The 22,110-nt window shown below is 64.1% G+C and carries 18 protein-coding genes; 9 read left to right on the top strand and 9 right to left on the bottom strand.

The window, feature by feature from the left end:
- Nucleotides 1–19 precede the first annotated feature (19 nt).
- Nucleotides 20–439 carry a VOC family protein gene (locus tag A9K71_RS20060; protein WP_066999758.1) on the top strand — a complete coding sequence of 140 codons (420 nt, stop codon included), beginning with the start codon at nt 20–22 and terminating at the stop codon, nt 437–439.
- A gap of 152 nt (nt 440–591) precedes the next feature.
- Here the strand turns inward: A9K71_RS20060 and A9K71_RS20055 are convergent, their stop codons facing one another.
- Both A9K71_RS20055 and A9K71_RS20050 read right to left on the bottom strand, forming a co-directional pair.
- A complete protein-coding gene (locus A9K71_RS20055; RefSeq protein WP_066999755.1) occupies nt 592–2,067 on the bottom strand; it encodes a cobyric acid synthase in 1,476 nt (491 codons plus the stop codon).
- Complete coding sequence (locus tag A9K71_RS20050; RefSeq protein ID WP_066999751.1) at nt 2,067–2,672, bottom strand: dimethylsulfonioproprionate lyase family protein; 606 nt, start codon at nt 2,670–2,672, stop codon at nt 2,067–2,069. Before A9K71_RS20050 ends, A9K71_RS20055 begins: the two co-directional genes overlap by 1 nt.
- Nucleotides 2,673–2,810: 138 nt before the next feature.
- Here A9K71_RS20050 and A9K71_RS20045 point away from each other — a divergent pair, with 138 nt between their 5' ends.
- Together A9K71_RS20045 and mmsB are read left to right on the top strand one after the other, a co-directional pair.
- Nucleotides 2,811–3,977: an isobutyryl-CoA dehydrogenase gene (locus A9K71_RS20045; RefSeq protein ID WP_066999748.1), complete on the top strand. Its 1,167-nt coding sequence runs from the start codon at nt 2,811–2,813 to the stop codon at nt 3,975–3,977.
- Nucleotides 3,978–4,001: 24 nt separating this feature from the next.
- Nucleotides 4,002–4,886, top strand: coding sequence for a 3-hydroxyisobutyrate dehydrogenase (gene mmsB / locus A9K71_RS20040; RefSeq protein ID WP_066999745.1), 885 nt, complete (start codon nt 4,002–4,004; stop codon nt 4,884–4,886).
- Between the two features lie 321 nt (nt 4,887–5,207).
- Here the strand turns inward: mmsB and A9K71_RS20035 are convergent, their stop codons facing one another.
- From A9K71_RS20035 to A9K71_RS20020, 4 genes are all read right to left on the bottom strand, one after another.
- Nucleotides 5,208–6,587, bottom strand: a complete 1,380-nt coding sequence (locus tag A9K71_RS20035) for an aspartate aminotransferase family protein (RefSeq protein WP_066999742.1) — start codon at nt 6,585–6,587, stop codon at nt 5,208–5,210.
- Between the two features lie 50 nt (nt 6,588–6,637).
- Complete coding sequence (locus A9K71_RS20030; protein ID WP_066999731.1) at nt 6,638–6,760, bottom strand: capsid protein; 123 nt, start codon at nt 6,758–6,760, stop codon at nt 6,638–6,640.
- A gap of 32 nt (nt 6,761–6,792) precedes the next feature.
- Complete coding sequence (locus A9K71_RS20025; RefSeq protein ID WP_066999728.1) at nt 6,793–8,862, bottom strand: prolyl oligopeptidase family protein; 2,070 nt, start codon at nt 8,860–8,862, stop codon at nt 6,793–6,795.
- Between the two features lie 89 nt (nt 8,863–8,951).
- Nucleotides 8,952–10,112, bottom strand: coding sequence for an MFS transporter (locus A9K71_RS20020; protein WP_067000857.1), 1,161 nt, complete (start codon nt 10,110–10,112; stop codon nt 8,952–8,954).
- Between the two features lie 255 nt (nt 10,113–10,367).
- On the opposite strand from A9K71_RS20020, the gene A9K71_RS20015 reads away from it, so the two are divergent.
- The 4 genes from A9K71_RS20015 to A9K71_RS20000 all read left to right on the top strand — a co-directional run bounded on the left by A9K71_RS20015 (nt 10,368) and on the right by A9K71_RS20000 (nt 17,531).
- Entirely contained in the window at nt 10,368–11,945 is a 1,578-nt protein-coding gene (locus tag A9K71_RS20015) for a trimethylamine methyltransferase family protein (RefSeq protein WP_066999726.1), read from the top strand.
- A 53-nt stretch (nt 11,946–11,998) separates the two neighbouring features.
- Nucleotides 11,999–14,569 (top strand): FAD-dependent oxidoreductase, encoded by a 2,571-nt coding sequence (locus tag A9K71_RS20010; RefSeq protein WP_066999723.1) that lies wholly within the window; start codon nt 11,999–12,001, stop codon nt 14,567–14,569.
- 92 nt (nt 14,570–14,661) lie between these two features.
- Nucleotides 14,662–16,167 carry a glycosyltransferase family 39 protein gene (locus tag A9K71_RS20005; protein ID WP_197504257.1) on the top strand — a complete coding sequence of 502 codons (1,506 nt, stop codon included), beginning with the start codon at nt 14,662–14,664 and terminating at the stop codon, nt 16,165–16,167.
- A gap of 17 nt (nt 16,168–16,184) precedes the next feature.
- On the top strand, nt 16,185–17,531 hold the full coding sequence (locus tag A9K71_RS20000) for a Xaa-Pro peptidase family protein (RefSeq protein ID WP_066999717.1): 1,347 nt from the start codon (nt 16,185–16,187) through the stop codon (nt 17,529–17,531).
- Here the strand turns inward: A9K71_RS20000 and A9K71_RS19995 are convergent.
- Together A9K71_RS19995 and A9K71_RS19990 are read right to left on the bottom strand one after the other, a co-directional pair.
- The gene (locus tag A9K71_RS19995; RefSeq protein ID WP_066999715.1) at nt 17,493–18,338 is read right to left on the bottom strand and encodes a PhnD/SsuA/transferrin family substrate-binding protein; all 846 of its coding nucleotides are present in this window, start codon (nt 18,336–18,338) and stop codon (nt 17,493–17,495) included. The two genes, A9K71_RS20000 and A9K71_RS19995, sit on opposite strands and share 39 nt — an antisense overlap.
- Nucleotides 18,339–18,413: 75 nt before the next feature.
- Nucleotides 18,414–19,424 carry a fatty acid desaturase gene (locus A9K71_RS19990; protein ID WP_066999712.1) on the bottom strand — a complete coding sequence of 337 codons (1,011 nt, stop codon included), beginning with the start codon at nt 19,422–19,424 and terminating at the stop codon, nt 18,414–18,416.
- Nucleotides 19,425–19,652: 228 nt separating this feature from the next.
- On the opposite strand from A9K71_RS19990, the gene A9K71_RS19985 reads away from it, so the two are divergent.
- Nucleotides 19,653–20,510 carry a helix-turn-helix transcriptional regulator gene (locus tag A9K71_RS19985; RefSeq protein WP_066999708.1) on the top strand — a complete coding sequence of 286 codons (858 nt, stop codon included), beginning with the start codon at nt 19,653–19,655 and terminating at the stop codon, nt 20,508–20,510.
- 155 nt (nt 20,511–20,665) lie between these two features.
- Complete coding sequence (gene bmt, locus A9K71_RS19980; protein WP_066999705.1) at nt 20,666–21,682, top strand: betaine--homocysteine S-methyltransferase; 1,017 nt, start codon at nt 20,666–20,668, stop codon at nt 21,680–21,682.
- Between the two features lie 12 nt (nt 21,683–21,694).
- On the opposite strand, the gene A9K71_RS19975 is transcribed toward bmt, so the two are convergent.
- On the bottom strand, nt 21,695–22,096 hold the full coding sequence (locus A9K71_RS19975; protein WP_245299688.1) for a hypothetical protein: 402 nt from the start codon (nt 22,094–22,096) through the stop codon (nt 21,695–21,697).
- Nucleotides 22,097–22,110: the final 14 nt, after the last annotated feature.

Below are 22,110 nucleotides of genomic sequence, written 5' to 3'. Positions count from 1 at the left end.
CCGCCACAGGGATATTGTCATGCCAACAACAAACGAAGCACCCCGTCTCTATCCAGCCCTGCGATACAGGAACGCCGCTACGATGATCGACTGGCTCAGCGAGGCCTTCGGCTTCGAACTGCGCTCCCGTTATGGCGATGGCGACATCGTTCACCACGCGGAACTGACCTTTGGGTCCTCGATGATCATGCTGGGCACCGCGCGCGACGACGATTACGGCAAGATGGTCGGCGAGCCCGGCGGTGGCGGCGGCAAGTCCATCTACATCGCCGTCGATGACGCCGATGCCGCCTATGCCAAGGCGAAGAAGGCCGGCGCCAGGATCACCCAGGAACTGGTCGACCGCGACTATGGCAGTCGCGAGTTCATCTGCCTCGACCCCGAAGGCAATGTCTGGTCCTTCGGCACCTACTGGCCGAAGGCGGGCGAGAAGGCGTAGTTGCTATCCGCGCCGGCATTTGCGGCTGGCGAAAACGCCTGAACTTCGTCATCCACGGGCGGAGCGGGAGCGAAGCGGACGCGAAGACCCGAGGATGACGATGCGACGGAAGCTTTCGCTAATGGCAAGCGTATGCGCATCGACGGGAGGACCTACCGCGCCAGCCCGAAAAGCGCATCGCAGTCGAGATGCTTCTCCAGCTCGGCCGCGACCTCGTCCAGCGCCTTCTCGACCTCGGCGCGATAGTCGATGCCCCCATCCTTGACCCCGAGGCTCGCAAGGTAGGCCGCGCGAAAAGCGTCCGCTGCAAACAGCCCATGCAGATAGGTGCCGATAACCTTGCCATCGGCGGAGACCGCGCCGTCCTCGAAGCCGTTGATGATCGCCGAAGGCCGCGCCGTGTCCGGGCCGGTGGTGCGGCCGAGATGGATCTCGTAGCCTTCGAGCGGCAGGCCGAACTGCACCGAATGAGCGCTCGAGTTGCGCACCGTTTTTTCCGGTTCCATCACCGTCTCGATGTCGAGCAGGCCAAGGCCCTCCGTCTCGATGACGCTGCCTTCGATGCCATTGGGGTCGCGAACCTTGCGGCCGATCATCTGATATCCGCCGCAGATGCCGACGACATGGCCGCCGCGTTTGCGGTGCGCGGCAAGGTCGCGATCCCAGCCATTCTCGCGGAATTTTATCAGATCGCCGATGGTCGATTTCGAGCCCGGAATGACCACCAGCCCGGCATCTTCCGGCAGCGGCTTTCCCGGCGGCACGAACACCACCTCGACCTGCGGCTCGGCCTTGAGCGGATCGAGATCGTCGAAATTGGCGATCCGCGCCAGCATCGGCACCGCCACCTTCAGTGCCCGCCTTTCGCCCGAGGCAAGGCGCTCGAGCACAACCGAATCTTCGGACGGCAGCCTTGCCGCGGACTTCAGCCAGGGCACGACGCCGAAACAGCGCCAGCCGGTAAACTTGCGGATGGCACTGACCCCATCGTCGAATAGCGAGACATCGCCGCGGAACTTGTTGATGAGATAGCCAGCGATCATGCGCCGGTCTTCCTCCGGCAGGATCAGATGCGTGCCGGCGACGGAAGCAATGACGCCGCCGCGGTCGATGTCGCCGATAAGCACCACCGGGACGTTGGTACGCGTGGCAAAGCCCATATTGGCGATGTCGCGGCTTCTAAGGTTGATCTCGGCCGGCGAGCCGGCGCCCTCGACGATGACGAGGTCGGCGTCCTCGCCGACCTTCGCCCAGGAATCGAGCACCGCATCCATCAGCCTTGCCTTCATCGCCTGATAGTCGCGCGCCCGCGCCTCGCCAAAAACCTTGCCCTGCACCACCACTTGCGAGCCGATGTCGCTTTGCGGCTTGAGCAGCACCGGGTTCATGTGCACGGTCGGCCTCACCCCGCAGGCCAGCGCCTGCAGCCACTGCCCGCGGCCGATCTCGCCGCCGCCGGTCTTGTTGTTGCCGGGGATGTCGGCGACGGCGGCGTTGTTGGACATGTTCTGCGGCTTGAACGGCCTGACCTTCAGTCCGCGTTTTTTTGCTGCCCGGCAGAGCCCCGCCACCAGCACCGTCTTGCCGACATCCGAGCCAGTGCCTTGCAGCATGATCGCCCTCGCCATCAGCCCCTGCCCTCCGAGCCGATGATCGATTTCTGCGCGAGCGGTCCACCTCGCCAGATATAGAGCGCCATCAATGGCTCCTTGCCGGTACGCATGGCGTGATTGACGTTGGACGCATGGTGGATGATTTCGCCCGCCGCTCGAACCCGAAAGCCGGCCTCGCCCATGCGCCACTCGGTGCCGCCGGTCAGCGGAATGTAGATCTCCTCGGCGGTGTGGTGATGGTCTGGGTAGACACTGTCGGGCCCGAGGATCAGCAGGCCGCCGGCGACCTCGTCATTGACGAAATGCCCCCGCGTGCCGAACACCTCCAGCCAGCCGTAATTGTCGATGAAGAGCTGTCCGAAATCGGCAGCGGTATAAGTCTGCCCCCAGCACAGCTCGTTGCGATGGTCCGCGATGAACCGCGTCAGCGGCCCGGCGTCCCGCGGCGCAAGCTCCGCAATCCGATCGAGATGGCGAAGGCAACGAAGCGCACGTGGTTCGCGCGAACGAGAGGGCATGTGCCAATCGATGCGCGCGACGGCGTCCGCAACCAGATCGCTGTCGATGCCGGCGAGATAGAAGTGGAACCGGTCCAGCAGCTGATCGAAAATTGTCGGCACGCAAGACTCCGTTGATCAATCCATGCACAGCCGGTCCGCGGCGGGCTGGGTTGCGCGGCGGCATCATTGGTCTAGATTGATCGCTGCGCAAAGCCAAAAACGACAGGCCACAAGGCCTGAAACGACAGGGAGCACGCCATGGACGCGGCAGTCGATGCGGGCACTGGCCAATTCGAACTCACCGAGCAACAGCGCGCCATAAAGGAGATGGCTGAGGCCTTCGCGGCCGATCGGGTCGCGCCGAACGCGCTCGACTGGGACCGGGCAAAGCACTTTCCGGCCGACGTGATCCGCGAGACAGGGCCGCTCGGCCTGGGCGGCATCTATGTCCGCGACGATGTCGGCGGCTCGGCGCTCGGTCGGCTCGATGCGGTGCTGATCTTCGAGGCGCTGGCGCATGCCGATCCGGCCTTCTCCTCCTTCATCTCCATCCACAATATGGCGGCCTCGATGATTGACCGCTTCGGCAGCGACGAGCAGCGCCGGCGCTTCCTGCCGAAGTTGACCACGATGGAATGGCTGGCGAGCTATTGCCTGACCGAGCCCGGCTCCGGCTCGGATGCCGCCGCCTTGAAGACGAGAGCGGTGAGGAGCGGCGGCGACTATATCTTGAACGGCGCCAAGCAGTTCATCTCGGGGGCTGGCGACAGCGACCTCTATGTCGTCATGGCGCGCACCGGCGGCGACGGGCCCAAAGGCATTTCGACCCTGGTGGTGCCCAAGGATGCGCCCGGCCTCTCCTTCGGCGCCAATGAGCATAAGATGGGTTGGCATATGCAGTCGACCCGCCAGGTCATCTTCGAGGATTGCAAGGTGCCGGTCGAGAACCTGCTTGCCACCGAAGGCGCGGGCTTCGGCATCGCCATGGCCGGGCTCGACGGCGGCCGGCTCAACATCGCCGCCTGCTCGCTGGGCGGCGCGCAGTCGGCGCTCGACAAGGCGCTCGCCTACACGAGCGAGCGCAAGGCCTTCGGATCGAAGATCAACCAGTTCCAAGCCCTGCAGTTCAGGCTGGCCGACATGGAGACGGAGCTGCAGGCGGCCCGCATCTTCCTCTATGCCGCCGCCTCGAAGCTCGATCTCAAGGCGTCGGATGCCGGCAAATGGTCGGCGATGGCCAAGCGCTTCGTCACCGACATCGGCTTCGACGTCGCCAACGAGGCGCTGCAGTTGCATGGCGGCTACGGCTATCTGCACGATTACGGCATCGAGAAGCTGGTGCGTGATCTGCGCGTCCACCAGATCCTCGAAGGCACCAACGAGATCATGCGCGTCATCATCGCGCGTACGCTGATCGGCCGCTGAAGCAGCAAATTTCGGGAGACAACGATGGCAACGATCGCCTTCATCGGCCTTGGCAATATGGGCAACCCAATGGCTGCCAACCTCGTAAAGGCGGGGTATGCGGTGCAAGGCTTCGACCTCGTGCCGGAGAACCTCACGATCGCAAAAGAGCATGGCGTCACCGTCATGGCCAATGCCGTCGCCGCGGTGAAGGACGCCGACGTGGTGATCACCATGCTTCCCGCCGGCAAGCATGTGTTGTCGGTCTACGAGGACATCGCGCCCAAGGCGAAGAAAGGCGCCTTGCTGATCGATTCCTCGACCATCGATGTCGAATCGGCACGCAAGGCTCACGCCATTGCCGCCAGGCACGGCTTGCCTTCGATCGACGCGCCTGTGTCCGGCGGCACCGGCGGCGCCACCGCCGGCACGCTCACTTTCATGGCCGGCGGGTCGGATGCAGCATTCGCCTCTGCCGAACCGATCCTGAAGCCGATGGCCGGCCGCATCGTTCATTGCGGCGGTGACGGCGCCGGCCAGGCCGCCAAGATCTGCAACAACATGATTCTCGGCATTTCGATGATCGGCGTCGCCGAAGCCTTTGTGCTCGCCGAGAAACTCGGCCTGTCGCACCAGGCGCTGTTCGACGTCGCCTCCACCTCCTCCGGCCAGTGCTGGTCACTGACCACTTACTGCCCGGTGCCCGGCCCTGTTCCGGCGTCGCCCGCCAACCGCGACTACAGGCCGGGTTTTGCTGCCGCCCTCATGCTCAAGGACCTGAAATTGTCGCAGGAAGCCGCGCAAAGCGCCGGCGCCGTGACGCCTCTGGGCGCCGAGGCGACGCAGCTCTACGCGCTGTTCAATGCGCAGGGCAACGCAGGCGCCGACTTTTCCGGCATCATAAATTTCCTGCGCGGCGATCAAACCTAAGCAGCTGCTTGCAAAGGGTTATTAGCCAAATTTTTCGACAGAAATCCGGCAAATTTAGATTTGCTTAAGGTCTCGCTAACTCACCGGTAACGATGTGCCTTTAAAACGGACTGCGAGGCGGACATCGCAACCGCCCGGCGCTCCGGATCAGGTCTCGCGTACCGGAGCCCGTAAGTTTCGCAGGTCTCGAGTAGCGAAACGCCATGCGTATCTGGCAAAGCCGCGTTCCCTTCTGGGACGCGGTTTTTGCGTCTGGGCAAGGCTTCGCTGCAGATTCGGGTCGCCGGGCACCCTCCAGCAAGGGCGCCCGGCTGTGTTTTCTCAGCGCTTCCGCAAATCCGCCTCCGCAAGGTCGAGCGCCTTGGCGATGCGCTCGCAGGCCATGTCGATGGTGTCGCGCGTCCAGATCAGCGGCGGCGACAGTATCATCGTGTCGCCGGTGGCGCGCAGCATCATGCCCTGCGAGATCGCGTGATCGCGCACGACGACCGCCGCACTTCCCGACGGCAGGTATCGTTCCTTGGTCGCCTTGTCCTTGACGATCTCTATCGCACCCATAAGACCGATCGAGCGCACCTCGCCGACCAGCCTGTGGCCGGCGATGCGCTCCTGCAGCGCCTGCGCGAAATAGGGACCGGTGTCGGTCCTGACGCGCTCGACCAGACCTTCCCGTTCAATGATCTCGAGGTTCTTCAGGGCCACCGCGCACGCGACCGGGTGACCGGAATAGGTGTAGCCGTGGTAGAACTCGCCGCCCTTTTCGACGAGCGTCCTGCTGATGCGGTCGCCGACCAGGAGCGCCGACAGCGGCTGGTAGCCGGAGGTCAGCGCCTTGGCGGTGGTGATGGTGTCGGGCTCAACGTCGAAGGTCTGCGCCGCGAACCATTCGCCGGTGCGGCCATAGCCGGTAATCACCTCGTCGAGCATCAAGAGCACGTCGTATTTGCGGCAGATGCGCTGCACCTCCGGCCAGTAGCTGATCGGCGGGATTTTCACACCGCCCGCACCCATCACCGGCTCGCCGATAAAGGCGGCGACCTTGTCGGCGCCGGCTTCGAGGATGGCGTCCTCGACGGCCTTGGCGGCGCGCAGGCCGAAATCATGGTCGCTTTCGCCGGGCAGCGCGACCTCATAGGCATAGGGCATCATCACATGGACGATGTTCGGCACCGCGCCGCCGAGTTGCTTGTGCATCGGCTCCATGCCGCCGAGCGAGGTGCCGGCGATCGTCGAGCCGTGATAGGCCATCTTGCGCGAGATGATCCGGTTCTTCTCAGGCTTGCCTTCGAGCGCCCAATAGTGGCGCACGAGCCGCAGCGCTGTGTCGTTGGCCTCGGAGCCGGACGAGCCGTAGAAGACCTGACCGACATGCTCCGGCGCCAGTTCCGCCAGCTTCTGCGACAGCAGCACCGGTGTAGGCGTCGAACACTTGAAGAAGGAGTTGTAGTAGGGCAGCTCCTTCATCTGGGCGTAGGCGGCCTCCGCCAGTTCGTCGCGGCCGTAGCCGACATTGACGCACCAGAGGCCCGCCATGCCGTCGAGGATTTCCGTTCCGTCGGAATCATAGATGAACGGCCCTTTGGCGTGGGTGATGATGCGAGAGCCCGCTTCACGCAGTTCCTTATGGTCGGTGAAGGGATGGAGGTGATGCGCGGCATCGATCTGCTGAAGCTGCTTCAGCGAATAGTTCTGATAAGTCATGGGTTTGTCTTTCCTCTTGAATCAATCCGGCGGTGGCCGGGGCGGATTCGTCAGAGGAAACGGGGCGGCGAATAGCCGATGCGGGCGCACAGCCGCAAAAGCTCGGCGCGCAGCGTGCGCGGTGACGGCGTCACCGCGACCCCGAAGGCGCCTGATGTGCTGATGCGGACCATGGCGGCACATTAAGCCGCCAACGGCCACCAATTCAAGCTGGACCGGCAAGCGTGCGCTGCAGAAAGACGTAGCGCATCGCCGTCTGCGCGGCCTGGGGCCGGCGATCGCCGCGCCCGCCATGGCCGCCTTCGGTCTCTTCGAAGAACAGCGTCTTGCCGTGACCGGCGGCCTGCAGCCGCGCCGCCATCTTGCGCGCATGCCCCGGATGGACGCGGTCGTCCGCGGTCGAGGTCATCAGCAGCACCGGCGGATAGACGGCACCGGTCGCCACACGCTGATAGGGCGAATAGGCGGCGAGCCATGCCGCCTCCTCCGGCTTTGACGGATCGCCATATTCCGCCATCCACGAGGCACCGGGCGGCAGTTCGGTGTAGCGCAGCATGTCGAGCAGCGGCACGTCGATGAGGACGGCGCCGAACAGCTCCGGACGCTGCGTCAGCGAGACGCCGGTCAGCAGGCCGCCATTCGAGCCGCCCTGAATGCCGAGTTGTGCCGCCGTGGTGATGCCGCGCCTGACCACATCCTCGGCGACCGCGGCAAAATCATCGAACGCCTTCTGGCGCTTACCCTTGAGCGCCGCCTGATGCCACGCCGGGCCGAACTCGCCGCCGCCGCGGATATTGGCCTGCACATAGGCATTGCCCTTGTCCAGCCAGAGCCTGCCGCGGATCCCGGCATAGCCGGGCAAGAGCGGCACTTCGAAGCCGCCATAGCCATAGAGCAGAGCCGGCACCGGTCCCGTCTGGTCGCGCCGCCTGACGACGAAATACGGGATCATCGTGCCGTCCTTCGAGCGCGCCTCGAACTGCTCCGAAACATAGGGCGATGCATCGAAGCGCGGCGGCTGCGATTTCACGGTTTGAAGCGAGTCGCCATTGTCGTCTGACCAAATGATCGAGCTCGGCGTCAGGAAATCGGTGAAGGAGAAGGAGACGCTGGAGCCGAAATGCTCGGCATGGCTGATGCCGACATTGCCGTTGTCGGGCAGGTCGACCGGCTTCACCGACCAGCCATTGCCGGTGCGGTCGCAAACGACGACCTTGCCGCGCACATTGTCCATCAGGTTGATGAACAGCCGGTCCTGCGTCCTCGCGAGACCTGCGATTGAAACGCGGGGCTCCGGTTTGAGCAGCGTCTCGACCGGTTCGAACGAACCGGTTTCAATCCAGCGGTCGAAATCCACGGAATAGAGCCCATCCGGCAGGCAGCGCGTGCCGTCCGGCGCCGTCCACGGACTGCGGACGCCAAAGACGAGCTGTCCCTTGAAGATCGCCGTGTCGGTCGCGTCGTCGGGCAGCGGGATGCGCCGGTTCTCGCCCGAAGCCATCCGCAGAAAACTGTGCGAGGTGAAGAAGTCGATGGTCTTGCCGAGCATGACATGTTTCTTGTCGCCATCGAACTCCACGCCGCCGCCGACCGCGAGATGATTTTTTTCGCCCTCGAAGATCGACGTTGCCTTCTCCAGCTTCGTGCCGCGCCGCCAGAGCTTGATCACCCGCGGATAGCCTGACTGAGTTTTGTCCTCGTCCTCGAAAGCCGCCGAGACGATCACCGTATCCCTGTCCAGCCAGGAAAAGCCCGACTTCGAAGCCGGTGCCCGAAACCCGTCCTCGACGAAGGATTTGGTCGCAATGTCGAACTCGCGCATCTCGCTGGCGTCGCCGCCGTCCGGCGACATGAACAGCAGGCAGCGGTCGAAATCGGGATAGAGCCGGCTCGCGCCGCCGAACACCCATTTCACGCCTTCCTTGGCCGAGAGCTGATCGAAATCGAGAATCGTTTCCCATTCCGGCTTGTCGGTCTTGTAGGAGGCGACTGTCGTGCGGCGCCACAAGCCCAGCGCGTTGGTCTTGTCCTGCCAAAAATTGTAGACGTAACCGGCGAGCGCCGAACCGACCGGGATATTGTCCTCGGCCGTCATCAGGTCGAGCGCGGTCTCGAATGCCGCCTGATAGGATGAATCGCCCTGCAGTTCGGCGACAGTCGTCGCATTCTGGCGATGGACCCAGTCGAGCGCTTCCTTGCCGTTGCGATCCTCCAGCCACAGGAAAGGATCCTCGACCGGCAATTCAGGCTGGGTTTGGGTCATCGGGCTGGTCATGCGGGTCTCCGGGTCTCGCGGTCCTGCCTACATCGCGTTCGCCGCGCCAACATTCAAGGGCAGCGCTGCCTGCGCTCAGCCAGCCGGCCCTACACCACCTGCCGGCGAATGATGGTGGCGACAGCCAGCGCCGCGCAGATCGTGCCGAGCGTCACCGGAAGCCCCGCGGCGCCGATCAGGTCCATCACGCCGCCGGTCAGCGGCGGCACGAGGATGCCACCGACGCCCCACATCAAGGAGAAGGCGGCATTGCCCGCGACCAGCGCCGAGCCGGTAAAACGCTCGCCGAGCTCGATGATCGACATCGTGTAGATCCCGTAGGACACCGCGCCCCAGATGAAGACGCAAGGCCAGATCAGCGGCGTCTCGATGAGCGCCGGCAAGAGCGCGCAGCCAAGAACCGTCACCGAGACACAGCCGAAGCGCACGAGGCGCGCTGTCAGTCTTTCGGCGAGCAGGCCGAGCGGCACCTGCATGGCGATGTTGCCGGCGATCATCGTCGACAGCAGCGCCGACATGCGCGTCTCGGGAATGTCGAAGTGGGTGCCATAGACGGGAAGCAGCGCCAGCACCGACTGCTCGAAACCGGCGGCAGCGACGACCGCCGACAGGAGCAGCCAGGCGAGCGGCATGAAGCCCAGCACCGAAACTTTTTCACCTGCCTCGTCGACCCTGGGCAGACGTTTCACCACGACCGCCAGGCAGGCGCCGCAGAAAAGAAAAGCAAAGATGCCGACCAGAAAAGGCGGCCAACCCTCCGTGCCGACCGCCAGCAGGCAGAGCGGTCCGGCCGCGAACCCAGCCGAGATGATGGTCGAATAGATGCCCATGACGCGCCCGCGCCGCGACGGCGGCGCCAGCGCGATCACCCAGATTTCGCTGAGCACATAAAGCGGATTGGTGACCACGCCGACCAGGAAGCGCAGTGGGAACCACAAATAGACGTCCTGCGTCCAGCCGATCAGCGCCAGCACCAGTGCCGAGAGCCCGGCGCAGGTGAGCGCAGTGCGCCCTGCTCCGAACCGGCGCGCCAGCCCCGGGATCAGTGGCGAGGACAGGATGAAGCCGACCGGCGTCATTGCCGCCGACAGGCCGATCACCGCCGGCGACACGCCCTGACGCTGCAGGATGAAGCTCAGCAGCGGATAAGAAAGCCCCTGCGCGATGGCGAACACCGACACGGTCGCGATCACGCCGGTGATCGCGGCCCACTGCACCGTCTCGCCGGTCTCTGATTTCGCCAGAGCCATCATTCCTGCTCCATTCAACGGAGGCTTAGCCGCTGCCCGCGACAGCCGTAAGGGCCAACCGACGGCAAGGGCGCATGTTCCAGCCAATCCTTGTCAGGAACGCCGGCAGGGAATGCTTTGGCGGCGGCAATTCGGCGGGCCAATCTGCCCTTCCGTCATGTCGCTTCCCTCGCCCTAGTGGTCGCCGCCTCCTTACCGGCAGCATTGCCGCCGGTCCATTATGCCGACCACTTTCGCATCCCCACGAGGCCTCTCATGACCGCCGCCCTTCATCCCGCCGAACCGGCCTTGGCAACAGATCGCGCCCGCCGCGGCGGCCGTGCTGGCAAACGTGCCGGCGGATCGGCAGCCTTCGAGCAGCCGCCGTTCCGGCAGCTTAAGAACCCGCTGGTGCCCACCAGGCTGGTGTCCGACGACGAACTGGAATCGATCCACCTCGCCTCGCTGCGCGTTTTGAAGGAGATCGGCGTCGACGTGCTGCATGACGAAGCCCGCCGCATCATGAAGGCGCATGGCGCCGACGTTCGCGAAGGCAGCGAGCGCGTTCGCTTCGACAGCGACATGATCCTCGAGCTCATCGCGTACTGTCCGCCGGAGTTCACGCTGCACGCCCGCAACCCGGCGCACAATCTGCGCTTCGGCGGCAACAACGTCATCCTGTCGATGATGGCCTCGGCGCCGAACTGCTCCGACCTCGACCGCGGCCGCCGCCCCGGCAACCAGGTCGACTACCGCAATTTCCTGCGCCTGGCGCAGATGCACAACATCCTGCAGTGCACCGGCGGCTATCCGGTCGAGCCGATTGACATCCATCCCTCGGTCCGGCATCTCGAATGCATCCGCGACCTCGCCACGCTGACCGACAAGGTCTTCCACATCTATTCGCTCGGCAAGGAACGCAATGTCGACGGCATCGAGATCGCCCGCATCGCGCGCGGCGTCAGCCGCGAGCAGCTGATGGAGGAGCCGTCGGTCTTCACCATCATCAACACCAATTCGCCGCTCAAGCTCGACGTGCCGATGATGGAAGGCATCATCCAAATGGCCAGCATGGGCCAGGCGGTGATCGTCACGCCGTTCACACTCTCCGGCGCCATGGCGCCCGTCACCATCGCCGGCGCGCTGGTGCAGCAGAATGCCGAGGCGCTTTCCGGCATCGCCTTTGCCCAGATGGTGAAGAAAGGCGCGCCGGTCGGCTATGGCGGCTTCACCTCCAATGTCGACATGAAGTCGGGCGCACCGGCCTTCGGCACGCCCGAATACATGAAGGCGCAGCTCGCCGGCGGCCAGCTCGCCCGCCGTTACAATATCCCTTACCGGACCTCCAACACCTGCGCCGCCAACACGGTCGACGCTCAGGCCGCCTATGAAAGCGTCTTTTCGCTCTGGGGCGCCATCCAGGGCGGCGGCAATCTGATGATGCACGGCGCCGGCTGGCTGGAAGGCGGCCTGCGCTGCTCCTACGAAAAGACCATCCTCGACATCGACCTCCTGCAGATGGTGGCCGAATTTCTCACCCCGCTTGATCTCTCCGAAGACGCGCTCGGCTTCGACGCCATCCAGTCGGTCGGCCCGGGCGGCCATTTCTTCGGCACCCAGCACACGCAGGAGCGCTACAAGACCGCCTTCTACTCGCCGATCGTCTCCGACTGGCGCAATTTCGAGACCTGGACCGAGGCGGGCTCGCCGACGGCGCTGGAACGCACCAACAAGGTGTGGAAGGAGCGCCTCGCGGCCTACGAAGAGCCTTATATGGACCCGGCCATCCGCGAGGAGCTCAACGACTTCGTCGAGAAGCGTCGCGCCGAAGGCGGCGCGCCGACCGATTTTTGATCTTTCACGCCCCGCTCACTCGATTCAGTCTCTGGAAAAACGGACCTATCTTCATGAAATCCCACGTTAAAGCGGTTGTCATCGGCGGCGGTGTCGTCGGCTGCTCGGTGCTCTACCACCTCGCCAAGGCCGGCTGGACCGACATCATGCTGATCGAGCGTTCGGAGCTGACCTCCGGCTCGTCCTGGCACGCGGCGGGCGGCTTCCACACGCTGAACGGCGACCCGAACGTCGCCAAGCTGCAGGCCTATACGGTCCAGCTCTACAAGGAGATCGAGGAGCTTTCCGGCCAGTCCTGCTCGCTGCATCTGACCGGCGGCGTGATGATGGCCGACACGCCCGAGCGCATGGACTTCCTGCGGCTCGCCCACGCCAAGGGCCGCTATCTCGGCATGGATACCGAGCTGATCACGCCGTCAGAAGCCAAGGCGATGTTCCCGCTGATGGACGAGAAGAATTTCGTCGGCGCCATGTGGGATCCCGTCGAAGGCCATCTCGACCCCTCCGGCACGACCCACGCCTACGCCAAGGCCGCGCGAAAACTCGGCGCTGAGATCGTGCTGCGCAACCGCGTCGTCGAGCTGACGCAGGAAGCCGACGGCACCTGGAACGTCGTCACCGAGCAAGGCACGGTGAAAGCCGAGCATGTCGTCAATTGCGGCGGGCTGTGGGCGCGCGAGATCGGCCGCATGGTCGGCGTCGAGCTGCCGGTGCTGGCGATGGAGCACATGTACCTGCTCACCGAGCCGATGCCGGAGGTCGAGGAATTCAACAGATCGACCGGCCGCGAGATGATCGGCGTGCTCGACTTCAAGGGCGAGATTTACACCCGCCAGGAGCGCAACGGCATCCTGCTCGGCACCTATGAAAAAGCCTGCAAGCCATGGTCGCCGGTCAACACGCCCTGGGATTTCGGGCATGAACTCTTGCCACCCGACATCGACCGCATCGCGCCGTCGCTGGAGATCGGCTTCAAGCATTTCCCCGGCATCGAGAAGGCCGGCATCAAACAGATCATCAACGGCCCCTTCACCTTCGCGCTCGACGGCAACCCGCTGGTCGGCCCGGTCCAGGGCCTGACCAACTTCTGGTGTGCCTGCGCCGTCATGGCCGGCTTCAGCCAGGGCGGCGGCGTTGGCCTGGCGCTGTCCAACTGGATGGTGCACGGCGATCCGGGCTTCGACGTCTGGGGCATGGATGTCGCCCGCTTCGGCGAATGGGCGACGCTGCGCTACACCAACGCCAAGGTGCGCGAGAATTATTCGCGGCGCTTCTCGATCCGCTTCCCGAACGAGGAACTGCCGGCCGCCCGGCCGGCGCAGACGACGCCGCTCTACGACACGATGCTCGCCAACAATGCGGTCATGGGCGACTCGTGGGGACTGGAAACCCCGCTCTGGTTCGCGCCCAAGGGCACCGAGCCAAAGGACATCGTCTCCTTCCACCGCTCCAACGATTTCGGCCCGATCGGCGAGGAAGTTCGCGCGACGCGCGAACGGGTCGGCGTCACCGAGATCGCCAACTTTGCCAAGTACGAAGTTTCCGGGCCGGGCGCCGAGGATTTCCTCAACCGGCTGATGACCAACCGGATGCCGAAGACCGGCCGCATTGTGCTCACCCCGATGGTCAACGAGTTCGGCAGGCTGATCGGCGACTTCACCATCGCCAAGACCGGTGAGGACCGTTTCATGATCTGGGGCTCTTCGGCCGCGCAGAAATACCATATGCGCTGGTTCGAGAAGCACCTGCCCAAGGATGGTTCTGTGCGCATCCACCGCTTCGACCAGACGCTGGTCGGCCTGTCCATCGCCGGACCGAGCTCGCGGAATTTGCTGCAGAAACTCGTGGACGTCGACGTCTCGACCAAGGCCTTCCGCTTCATGGACTTCCGCGAGATGGCGGTCGGCGGCGCGCCCTGCATGGTCAACCGCATCACCTATACCGGCGACCTCGGCTACGAGATCTGGATGGCCCCCGCCTATCAGCGCCTCGTCTACAAGGCGATCAAGGAAGCAGGCGAGGAATTCGGCCTCGTCGATTTCGGCATGCGCGCGCTGCTGTCGATGCGTCTCGAAAAGAACTTCCCAACCTGGTTCCGCGAGTTGCGTCCGATCTACGGGCCGTTCGAAGGCTCGATGGACCGCTTCATCAAGCTGGAGAAGAACGACTTCATTGGCCGCGAGGCGGCTGCCAGGGAGCAGGCGCAAGGGCCGAAGCTGCGCCGCGTCTCCTTCATCGTCGATGCTGCCGACGCCGACGTGATGGGCGACGAGCCGATCTGGGCCAAGGTCAGCAAGGATTATGGCACGGTGGAGAAGCCGCATGGCTACGGCGCGCCGCGCTTCGACGAGACGGGCAAGGAAGTGCGCGGCTCCGAAGCCGCCGAAGGCGCTTCGGCCGTGCGCGGCATCGTCGATGGCGAGTGGCGCGTTGTCGGCTGGGTGACTTCGGGCGGCTATGCGCATTACGTGCAAAAGTCGATGGCGCAGGGCTATGTGCCGGCGGCCCTTGCCCAGGACGAGAGCGCCGGCCTGTTCGAGATCGAGATCCTCGGCCACCGCCGCCCGGCCCGCATCAACGTCGAACCGCCCTTCGACCCGAGCGGCGAGAAGATGCGCACCTGATTCCAGGAAGCCGCAATGTACCGCTTTAGGATCGTGTTGGTGGCCGGCTATATAGCAACCGGCCACCAACGCATCAGATGAGAAGACGACCCTTGCGGCAGCTGGAGAAATGGACCGACTGGCTCTGCGATGAACGGGTCGGCCCTTTCAGTGCCGCAATCGCGTTTGCACTTGCCTATTGCCTGGTCCAGATCGTGGTGATGCCGCTTTCGTCCCATTTCGTGGGCACCGGCGTCGGCGTCGACGACTCCGAACAGTTGATGGCGACGCGCTTCCTCGCGGCCGGCTATGGCGGCTCGCAGCCGCCTTTATACACCTGGTTCGGCATCCTCACGGCCTCGCTGGTTGGAACCAGCATTCTCGCGCTCAAGATCGTCAAATACACGATGCTGGCCGGTGGATTGGTCGCGTCCTTCGCCACAGTGCGCCGCCTGGGCTATTCAGCCCGCGCGGCGACCACCGCCATGTTCGGCCTCCTGCTGTTTCCACAGATCGTATGGGAGATGCAGCATGCCCTCACCCACTCGGTCGCGGTTTTTTGCTTTTCATCGCTGCTGCTCCTGGCGGTCGCCGAGTTGCAGAAACGGCGCTCGACTACCGCGTATGTGCTGCTTGGCTTGGCGACGGCCGCCGCAATGCTGTCGAAATACAATGAGGTCATCTTTCTCGCTGCGCTGTTCCTTGCGGCGCTGTCCGTCCGCGAAACACGTGAGGCGATCTTCGATCGCCGTTTCCTGATCAGTGTGGTTGTGGCGGTCCTTGCCTGCCTCCCCACATTCTACTGGAGCCTCACGCATCTGGGAGACCTGCTGGCGCACAGCGGTGGCCTGGGCGTCGCCGAGGGGGGCAGCGCGGCAAAGACCCTGTCTCGCGGCATCCGCGGCTTGGGCAATGCGATCCTCAATTTCGCCGGGCTGCCGGCCGCGATCTTTGCCGTCGCGTTTTTCCTGGCGCGCAAGCAATCCGCACCACCGCCCGAGGCCGCACCGTGGCCAGAGACGCTGGTCTGGCGGGCGATAGGCTTCGCCTTGCTGATCACGCTCGTGGTGGTGCTGGCGGGAGGCATCACACAGTTTCGCGATCGCTGGATGCTGCCCGTATTCGTGCTGTTGCCGGTCGCCATTGCCATGCGGCTGGACGCGATGGGGGAAAGGGGCAGGAAGACGCAGGCTACAATCGTCTTCGTCGGCGCCGTGATGGCCATCCTGGTGCTTCCGGTAAGCTGGTACATGCAGGTCCACGGCGGCGATAACCGCGGCAGCATCGTGCGCATGGACTACGCTTCGCTCCATCGTCAGCTGACAGCCGACGGACCGGTCGGCACTGTGGTCTCGAGTTGGTTCTGGATCGGCAATCTCCGCCTCGTCGATCCCGATCTCATCGTGCTCGACGACGAGATACCCGATTTCGCCAAATCGATCCGCGAGCCCGCGGTGCTTGTGCTCGCGGATGACGAGGAACCGGCTTCCGTCATCTTCAAGAGGATCACCGAGGCCGGCTATGTGATGGACACCGTTCATCGGCGCATCGCCGTGCCGCAGTTGGGGAGCGCACCGCGCCAGGTCACGATCACCAGGCTGCACAAGATGACGCAATAGACAGCCAGGGGGACCGCATGGACACACAACGTTTCGGCCGCCACCGCAAGATCATGCCGTTCGAACCCGGCTCCGTCGAGGCGCTGCGCGCCGCCTCCCGCGAGAAGGCTGCCGCGCTCAACCAGCACGCTCTGGGCTATGGCGCGGTAGCCGAAGCCGAATGGGCGGCGGCAGGCATCGCCGCTCCAGACCTGCCTGCCATGCGAAGCTATCGGCTCGAGCGCATCCGCGCTGAGCTCAGGCGCCGCGACTATGCCGGCGCCCTGCTCTACGACCCGGTCAACATCCGCTACGCGACGGATTCGACCAACATGCAGCTCTGGGTCGCGCACAATCCGACCCGCCACTGTTTCGTCGCCACAGAAGGTCCTGTGGTGCTGTTCGACTATTTCTCCTGCGAGCATTTGTCGGATCACGCCGGCGTCGTCGACGAGGTGCGGCCGGCGGTGTCGTGGATGTACCTTTATAGCGGCGAGCTGACCGACAAGAAGGTCCGCCGCTGGGCAGCCGGCATCGCCGAGCTCCTTGCCGAGCACGGCGGCGGCAATCGGCGGATCGCCGTCGACCACATCAACCCGGAAGGCGTCGAAGAGCTTGCCCGCCGCGGCATCACGGTCGGCAATGGCGAGGCGGTGATGGAGAATGCGCGCCTCATAAAGTCGCCCGACGAGATCCTCGCCATGCGCCGCGCCATTGTCGCCTGCGAGGCGGCGATGGGCGAGATGGAAGCGGGGCTGAAGCCGGGCATTTCCGAGAACGAACTCTGGGCGGAACTGCATCGCGGCAACATCGCGCGCGGCGGCGAATGGATCGAGACCCGGCTTCTGTCGTCCGGGCCGCGCACCAACCCCTGGTTCCAGGAATGCTCGTCGCGCATCGTCGAGGACGGCGATCTCGTCGCCTTCGACACCGACCTCATCGGTCCCTATGGATTTTGCGCCGACCTATCGCGCACCTGGCTCTGCGGCGATGGCCGGCCGTCCGACGAGCAGCGTGACCTGTTCCGCATCGCCGCCGACCAGATCGCCCACAACACGGCATTGATGCGGCCGGGCATTTCCTTCCGCGATCTCGTCGAACGCTCCGCCGTGCCGCCTGGAGACTGCTTCCCGGCGCGCTACGGCGTGCTCTACCACGGCGTCGGTCTGGCGGACGAATATCCGACCCTGCCGCATGCCAGCGACTGGACGGACGACACGCCGGATGGCGTCCTGGAACCCGGCATGGTGCTGTGCGTGGAAAGCTATATCGGCAGGCTCGGCGGCCGCGAGGGCGTCAAGATCGAGGAGCAGATCCTCATCACCGAGACCGGCAACGAAAAACTCTCAGCCTACCCGCTCGACGAAAAGCTGCTTGGCAGCTGACCCGTCCAAGCCAAACTCGGCGATGGCCTCGCGCATGGACGCAACGACGTCCGCCGATGTGGCCCTGGCCGAAATAAATGGCAATCCCTTCCGCCTAGTCGTCCAGCCGACGACTTTCACGCGCCGCGCCGCCGGCTCGAATCGCTGCGCCAATGCCCAGCTCTGGCAGTCGATGGCGGCGATATCGGCCCTGCCCTCGGCGATGGCGACGATCGACGACCGGTGGCCGCCGCTTTCGCCGCACGAGGCGAAGACGCCCAGACTTTCGCCGATCGCCTCCAGGTCGCGCGTCAGCCCGAGCAGCCCGGACATCGAATCCGGATTGTTGAAGATGAAGCGCTTGCCGCGGATGAGATCGAGCGGGATGACGGCCTTGCCATCCTCGGGCGAGCCAACCGACCGCCCGCCATCAGCCGGCATCACCAGCGCGCTGGAATAGAGCTCGCCCTGCCCGCCCTCGAACGCGTCATAGCTTGGCTGAGCGACCACCTGCACATGCCTGGCCAGGCCGAGCTCCATCGGCCCCCAGCAGGTCTGGCCGAAAAGCAGCGCCGGGCTCAGCCAGAGCTGGTGAAAATCGAACTCGTCCGGGGGCAATGTCGCGGGGTCGGGCGCTATCAGCTTTCCGGCGCCGTCTTGGATGCCGCCGGACACCGGCGGCAGGTCGCGATTGCTGCGCGCCATTCTTTCCGGCGCGTCGATACCCCTCCGTCGAAAAGCGTCGCGGAGCTGCGCCCATTGCGCGTCGATCTCGCCACGAACTTCCGGCCAGTCATACATCGGCAGAGCCGCAATCAACTTGCTCATGACGAACAGCTTTCAAAACAGGCGGTCATCGGCGCCTGAATTCCGCGGCGATAAAGCAGTCGCGAAAGTTCGAAATTACTCTTTGGGCGGCTCAGCCGGCACCGGAGCCGTGCCAAGTCCACTCACATTACGCGCTCTGATACGCGGTTTGAAGGCGCGGCCGGGTTCGGGCGCGCGGCGCAGCACCGGATGCACCACTGGCTCCTTGGCTTTGAAGGCAAATGATTTGATCAGCGCGAAATAGTTCGGATAGACGTAGCCGTTGTTCATCCGCAGCCATTCTTCGCGGCGATCGCGAAACATCTTCGGCAGTCTGTACCAGGCGACGGTCGGGCTCTTGTGGTGCACGAAATGCAGGTTGTTGTTGAGGAACAGGAAGGAGAGCGGCGACCGCTCGACGATGATCGTGCGGCCCTCCGGGTGTTCCGACCACTGATGCTCGGCATAGGTGCGCACCGAAATCAGGGACTGGCCAAGCCACACCGGCCCCAGGATGTAGAGCCAGAGCGGGATGCCGAAGCCGAAGGTCACGATCGGCACGACCACTGCAAGTCCGACGGCATGCAGCAGCCAGGCTTTGCGGATCGCCTTGTCGCCGGCGGCCATCTGTCTGGCGTCGTCGAGGAAGAAGCCGATCGACGACAGCCAAGGTCCGAGAACGAAGCGGCCGACCATTGTGTTGTTGATCTTGAGCAGGAACTTCATCGCCGGCGGCATTTCCGCATGCATCCAGAGCGCCTGGTAATAGCTTTCCGGATCGTCGAGCGGGTCGGTCAGCCGCTCGTCGGCGTGGTGGCGAAGATGGATCGCCTTGAAACGGCGGAACGGCCAGACCAGCCCGATCGGCAGGACGACGAAGGCTTCGTTGATGCTGGCGTTGCGGGTCGGATGGCCATGCAGCACTTCGTGCATCAGCGAGGATTGCAGGGCCAGTATCAAGGCCAAGGCGACAAGGGCCAGCAGCGAATAGGAAGGCCAAAGCAGGAAGCCGGTGGCAAGCCAGGCGCCATAACAGAACAGTGTGAGGAATACTGTCGGCCATTCCACGGCCGGTGTGCTGCTGTGTCTCTTTCGTATGCCAGTCATGCTATCGACCACTGCCTTCCAGTCGCCGGAACCACTTTGATTCCTGACAGCATTGTGTCAGGAGCCTGTCGTTGTCGCAACGCGACAAAGTGAACAACCTGTTGCGAATGCGCATTTTTGGCTGCAGATGTTATATATTGTAAACAGATTTGGGGATTCATTTGCGCCTGAGCACCTACCCAGCAGGCCTGGGCGCAAATTTTTCCTCCACTGGAAAGGAGCGGCGTGATGGACAAGCGTGATCTGTCGACGGTCTTCCGAGAGCGCCTGAAATTGCTCTTGACACGCTCGGACTTGAACCAGTCGGCCTTCGCGAGCGCCGTCGGCATCGATCGTTCGGCGCTGTCGCAACTCCTGTCGGGCGCCTCGACGCGCCTGCCCCGCGCCGAGACGCTTCTCAACATTGCCGCCGAGTTCAAGGTATCGCTCGACTGGCTGCTGGGCCTTAGCCAGGACGAAGGCGTCACCGGCGAGATTCGCGAAAGCCTCGAGATCGAGGAGGCGCCGGACGGCTTTGACCGCACGCTACTTGCCAAATGGCACGCCGAGGCGGTCGGCACCAAGATCCGCTACGTGCCGGCGGGCATTCCGGACCTCCTGCGCACCGAGGCCCTTGTCGAATACGAGGCCGGCATTACCAACAAGAGCCGCGAGGCGCAGGCCGGCGAAACGCAATACCGCATCGACTACAACAGGCGGCCCGAGACCGACATGGAGGTCTGCATGCCGCGCCATACGCTGGAGATTTTCGCACGCGGGCTCGGCGTCTGGGACCGGTTCCCGGAAGCCGAGCGCCGCCGGCAATTGCTGCACATGGCAACGCTCCTCGACGACCTTTACCCGACCTTCCGCCTGTTCCTCTATGACGGCCGCATGCGCTATTCGATCCCTTATACGATCTTCGGGCCGTACCGCGCCGCAATCTATGTCGGCGACATGTATCTGGTGCTGAACGCCACCCAGCCGGTCCGTACCCTGACCAGCCACTTCGACAATCTGATCCGAGCCGCCGACATCAACGCGCATGAGGCGGCGAGCTTCACGCAGAAGCTGGCCGGCATCTCTTTCCCCTCAGGCTCTGTCTGAACGTGACCATCATCGCCATGCTGGCATGCGGCGACCAACCTGGCCGACCCGTCCGTTTTAGGAAACTCATGCAAGAGCGGGGGCGCAAATTCATTGACTAGATATAAAGACTTCTTTATATCGTTATTTGAATTCAAGATGCGAAAGCCAGAGCCATGACCGCCACCAATCCGATCGACGCATTGCTTGCCGAAAAAGGCGTGCTGCTGGCCGACGGCGCCACCGGCACCAATTTATTCGCGATGGGACTTGAGGCCGGCGAAGCCCCCGAGCTGCTCAACGAGACGGCGCCCGACACCATCGCCGCGCTGCATCAGAATTTCGTCGATGCCGGCGCTGACATCATCCTGACCAATTCCTTCGGCGGCACCCGTCATCGGCTGAAGCTGCATCACGCTCAGGACCGCGTGCATGACTTGAACAAGCGCGCCGCCGAAATCGCCCGTTCGGTGTCCGACAAGGCAGGCCGCAAGGTGATCGTTGCCGGCTCCGTCGGCCCGACCGGCGAGCTTTTGGTGCCGCTCGGCGCTATGTCCTATGAGGAAGCGGTGGATGCCTTCGCCGAGCAGATCGAGGGCTTGAAGGCCGGCGGAGCCGAAGTCGCCTGGATCGAGACCATGTCGGCGCCGGATGAGATCCGCGCCGCGGCCGAAGCCGCGATCCGTGTCGGCCTGCCCTACACCTATACCGGTTCCTTCGATACGGCCGGCCGCACCATGATGGGGCTGTTGCCCAAGGATATCCACGGCGTTGCGGACGGACTATCGCAGGCTCCGCTTGGGGTGGGCGCCAATTGCGGCGTCGGCGCAGCCGACATCCTGGCCTCGCTGCTCGACATGACCGACGCGAAGCCGGAAGCCACCGTGATCGTCAAGGGCAATTGCGGCATTCCGGAATTCCGCGGCAGCGAGATCCACTATTCCGGCACGCCGGAACTGATGGCCGACTATGTCCGGCTGGCAGTCGATGCGGGCGCCAAGATCGTCGGCGGCTGCTGCGGCACCTCGTTCGCTCACCTTGCCGCGATGCGCAAGGCGCTCGACGCGCACACCAAGTCGGCGCGTCCGACAGTCGAGTCCATCGTCGAGCGCATCGGGCCGATGCGCAACAAGATAGCGAGCGCTGCCGAGGCAGGCGAAGGCCGTCGCGAACGCCGGCGCAGCCGCGCCTGAAGTTGGCCTGCTCTATTCGCTGTTTTCAGCGTAGCGCGACAGCGCCGTACCGAGATCGGTGGCGGCGCTGTTCTTGCCGTCGGCGCCCATCGTCATCAACGCGCCGGACGCGCGCGGGTCGCTGATCTGTTCCAGCATCACGCGAAAGCGGTCGTTGTTGAGCGCAGAGAGCGCCGTGTCGCGGGCCGCATCGACATTATTCCTGATCCGCGCGGATTCCGCCGACGGAGCGGACGGTGCTCGCGTCTGAAGATTGCCCGCAGTCGGCGTCACGTTCCCGGTGATATGCAATTCCAGCCCCTCACTTCTATCAGCTTTGACTAACAGGAGGGCATTGCGATCAAGTTCCGGAAAAGCCGCGCAATTTAACGATCGGCAAAAGCCGGCAGGTCCTCCGCCGGCTTTTTGTTCCATGGACGGCACCCGCC

The organism is Mesorhizobium sp. WSM3873, from assembly GCF_001672445.1.
Lineage (GTDB): Bacteria > Pseudomonadota > Alphaproteobacteria > Rhizobiales > Rhizobiaceae > Mesorhizobium.
The sequence above is the reverse complement of the archived record's forward strand: the minus strand, read 5'-3'. Positions and strand labels throughout refer to the sequence as shown.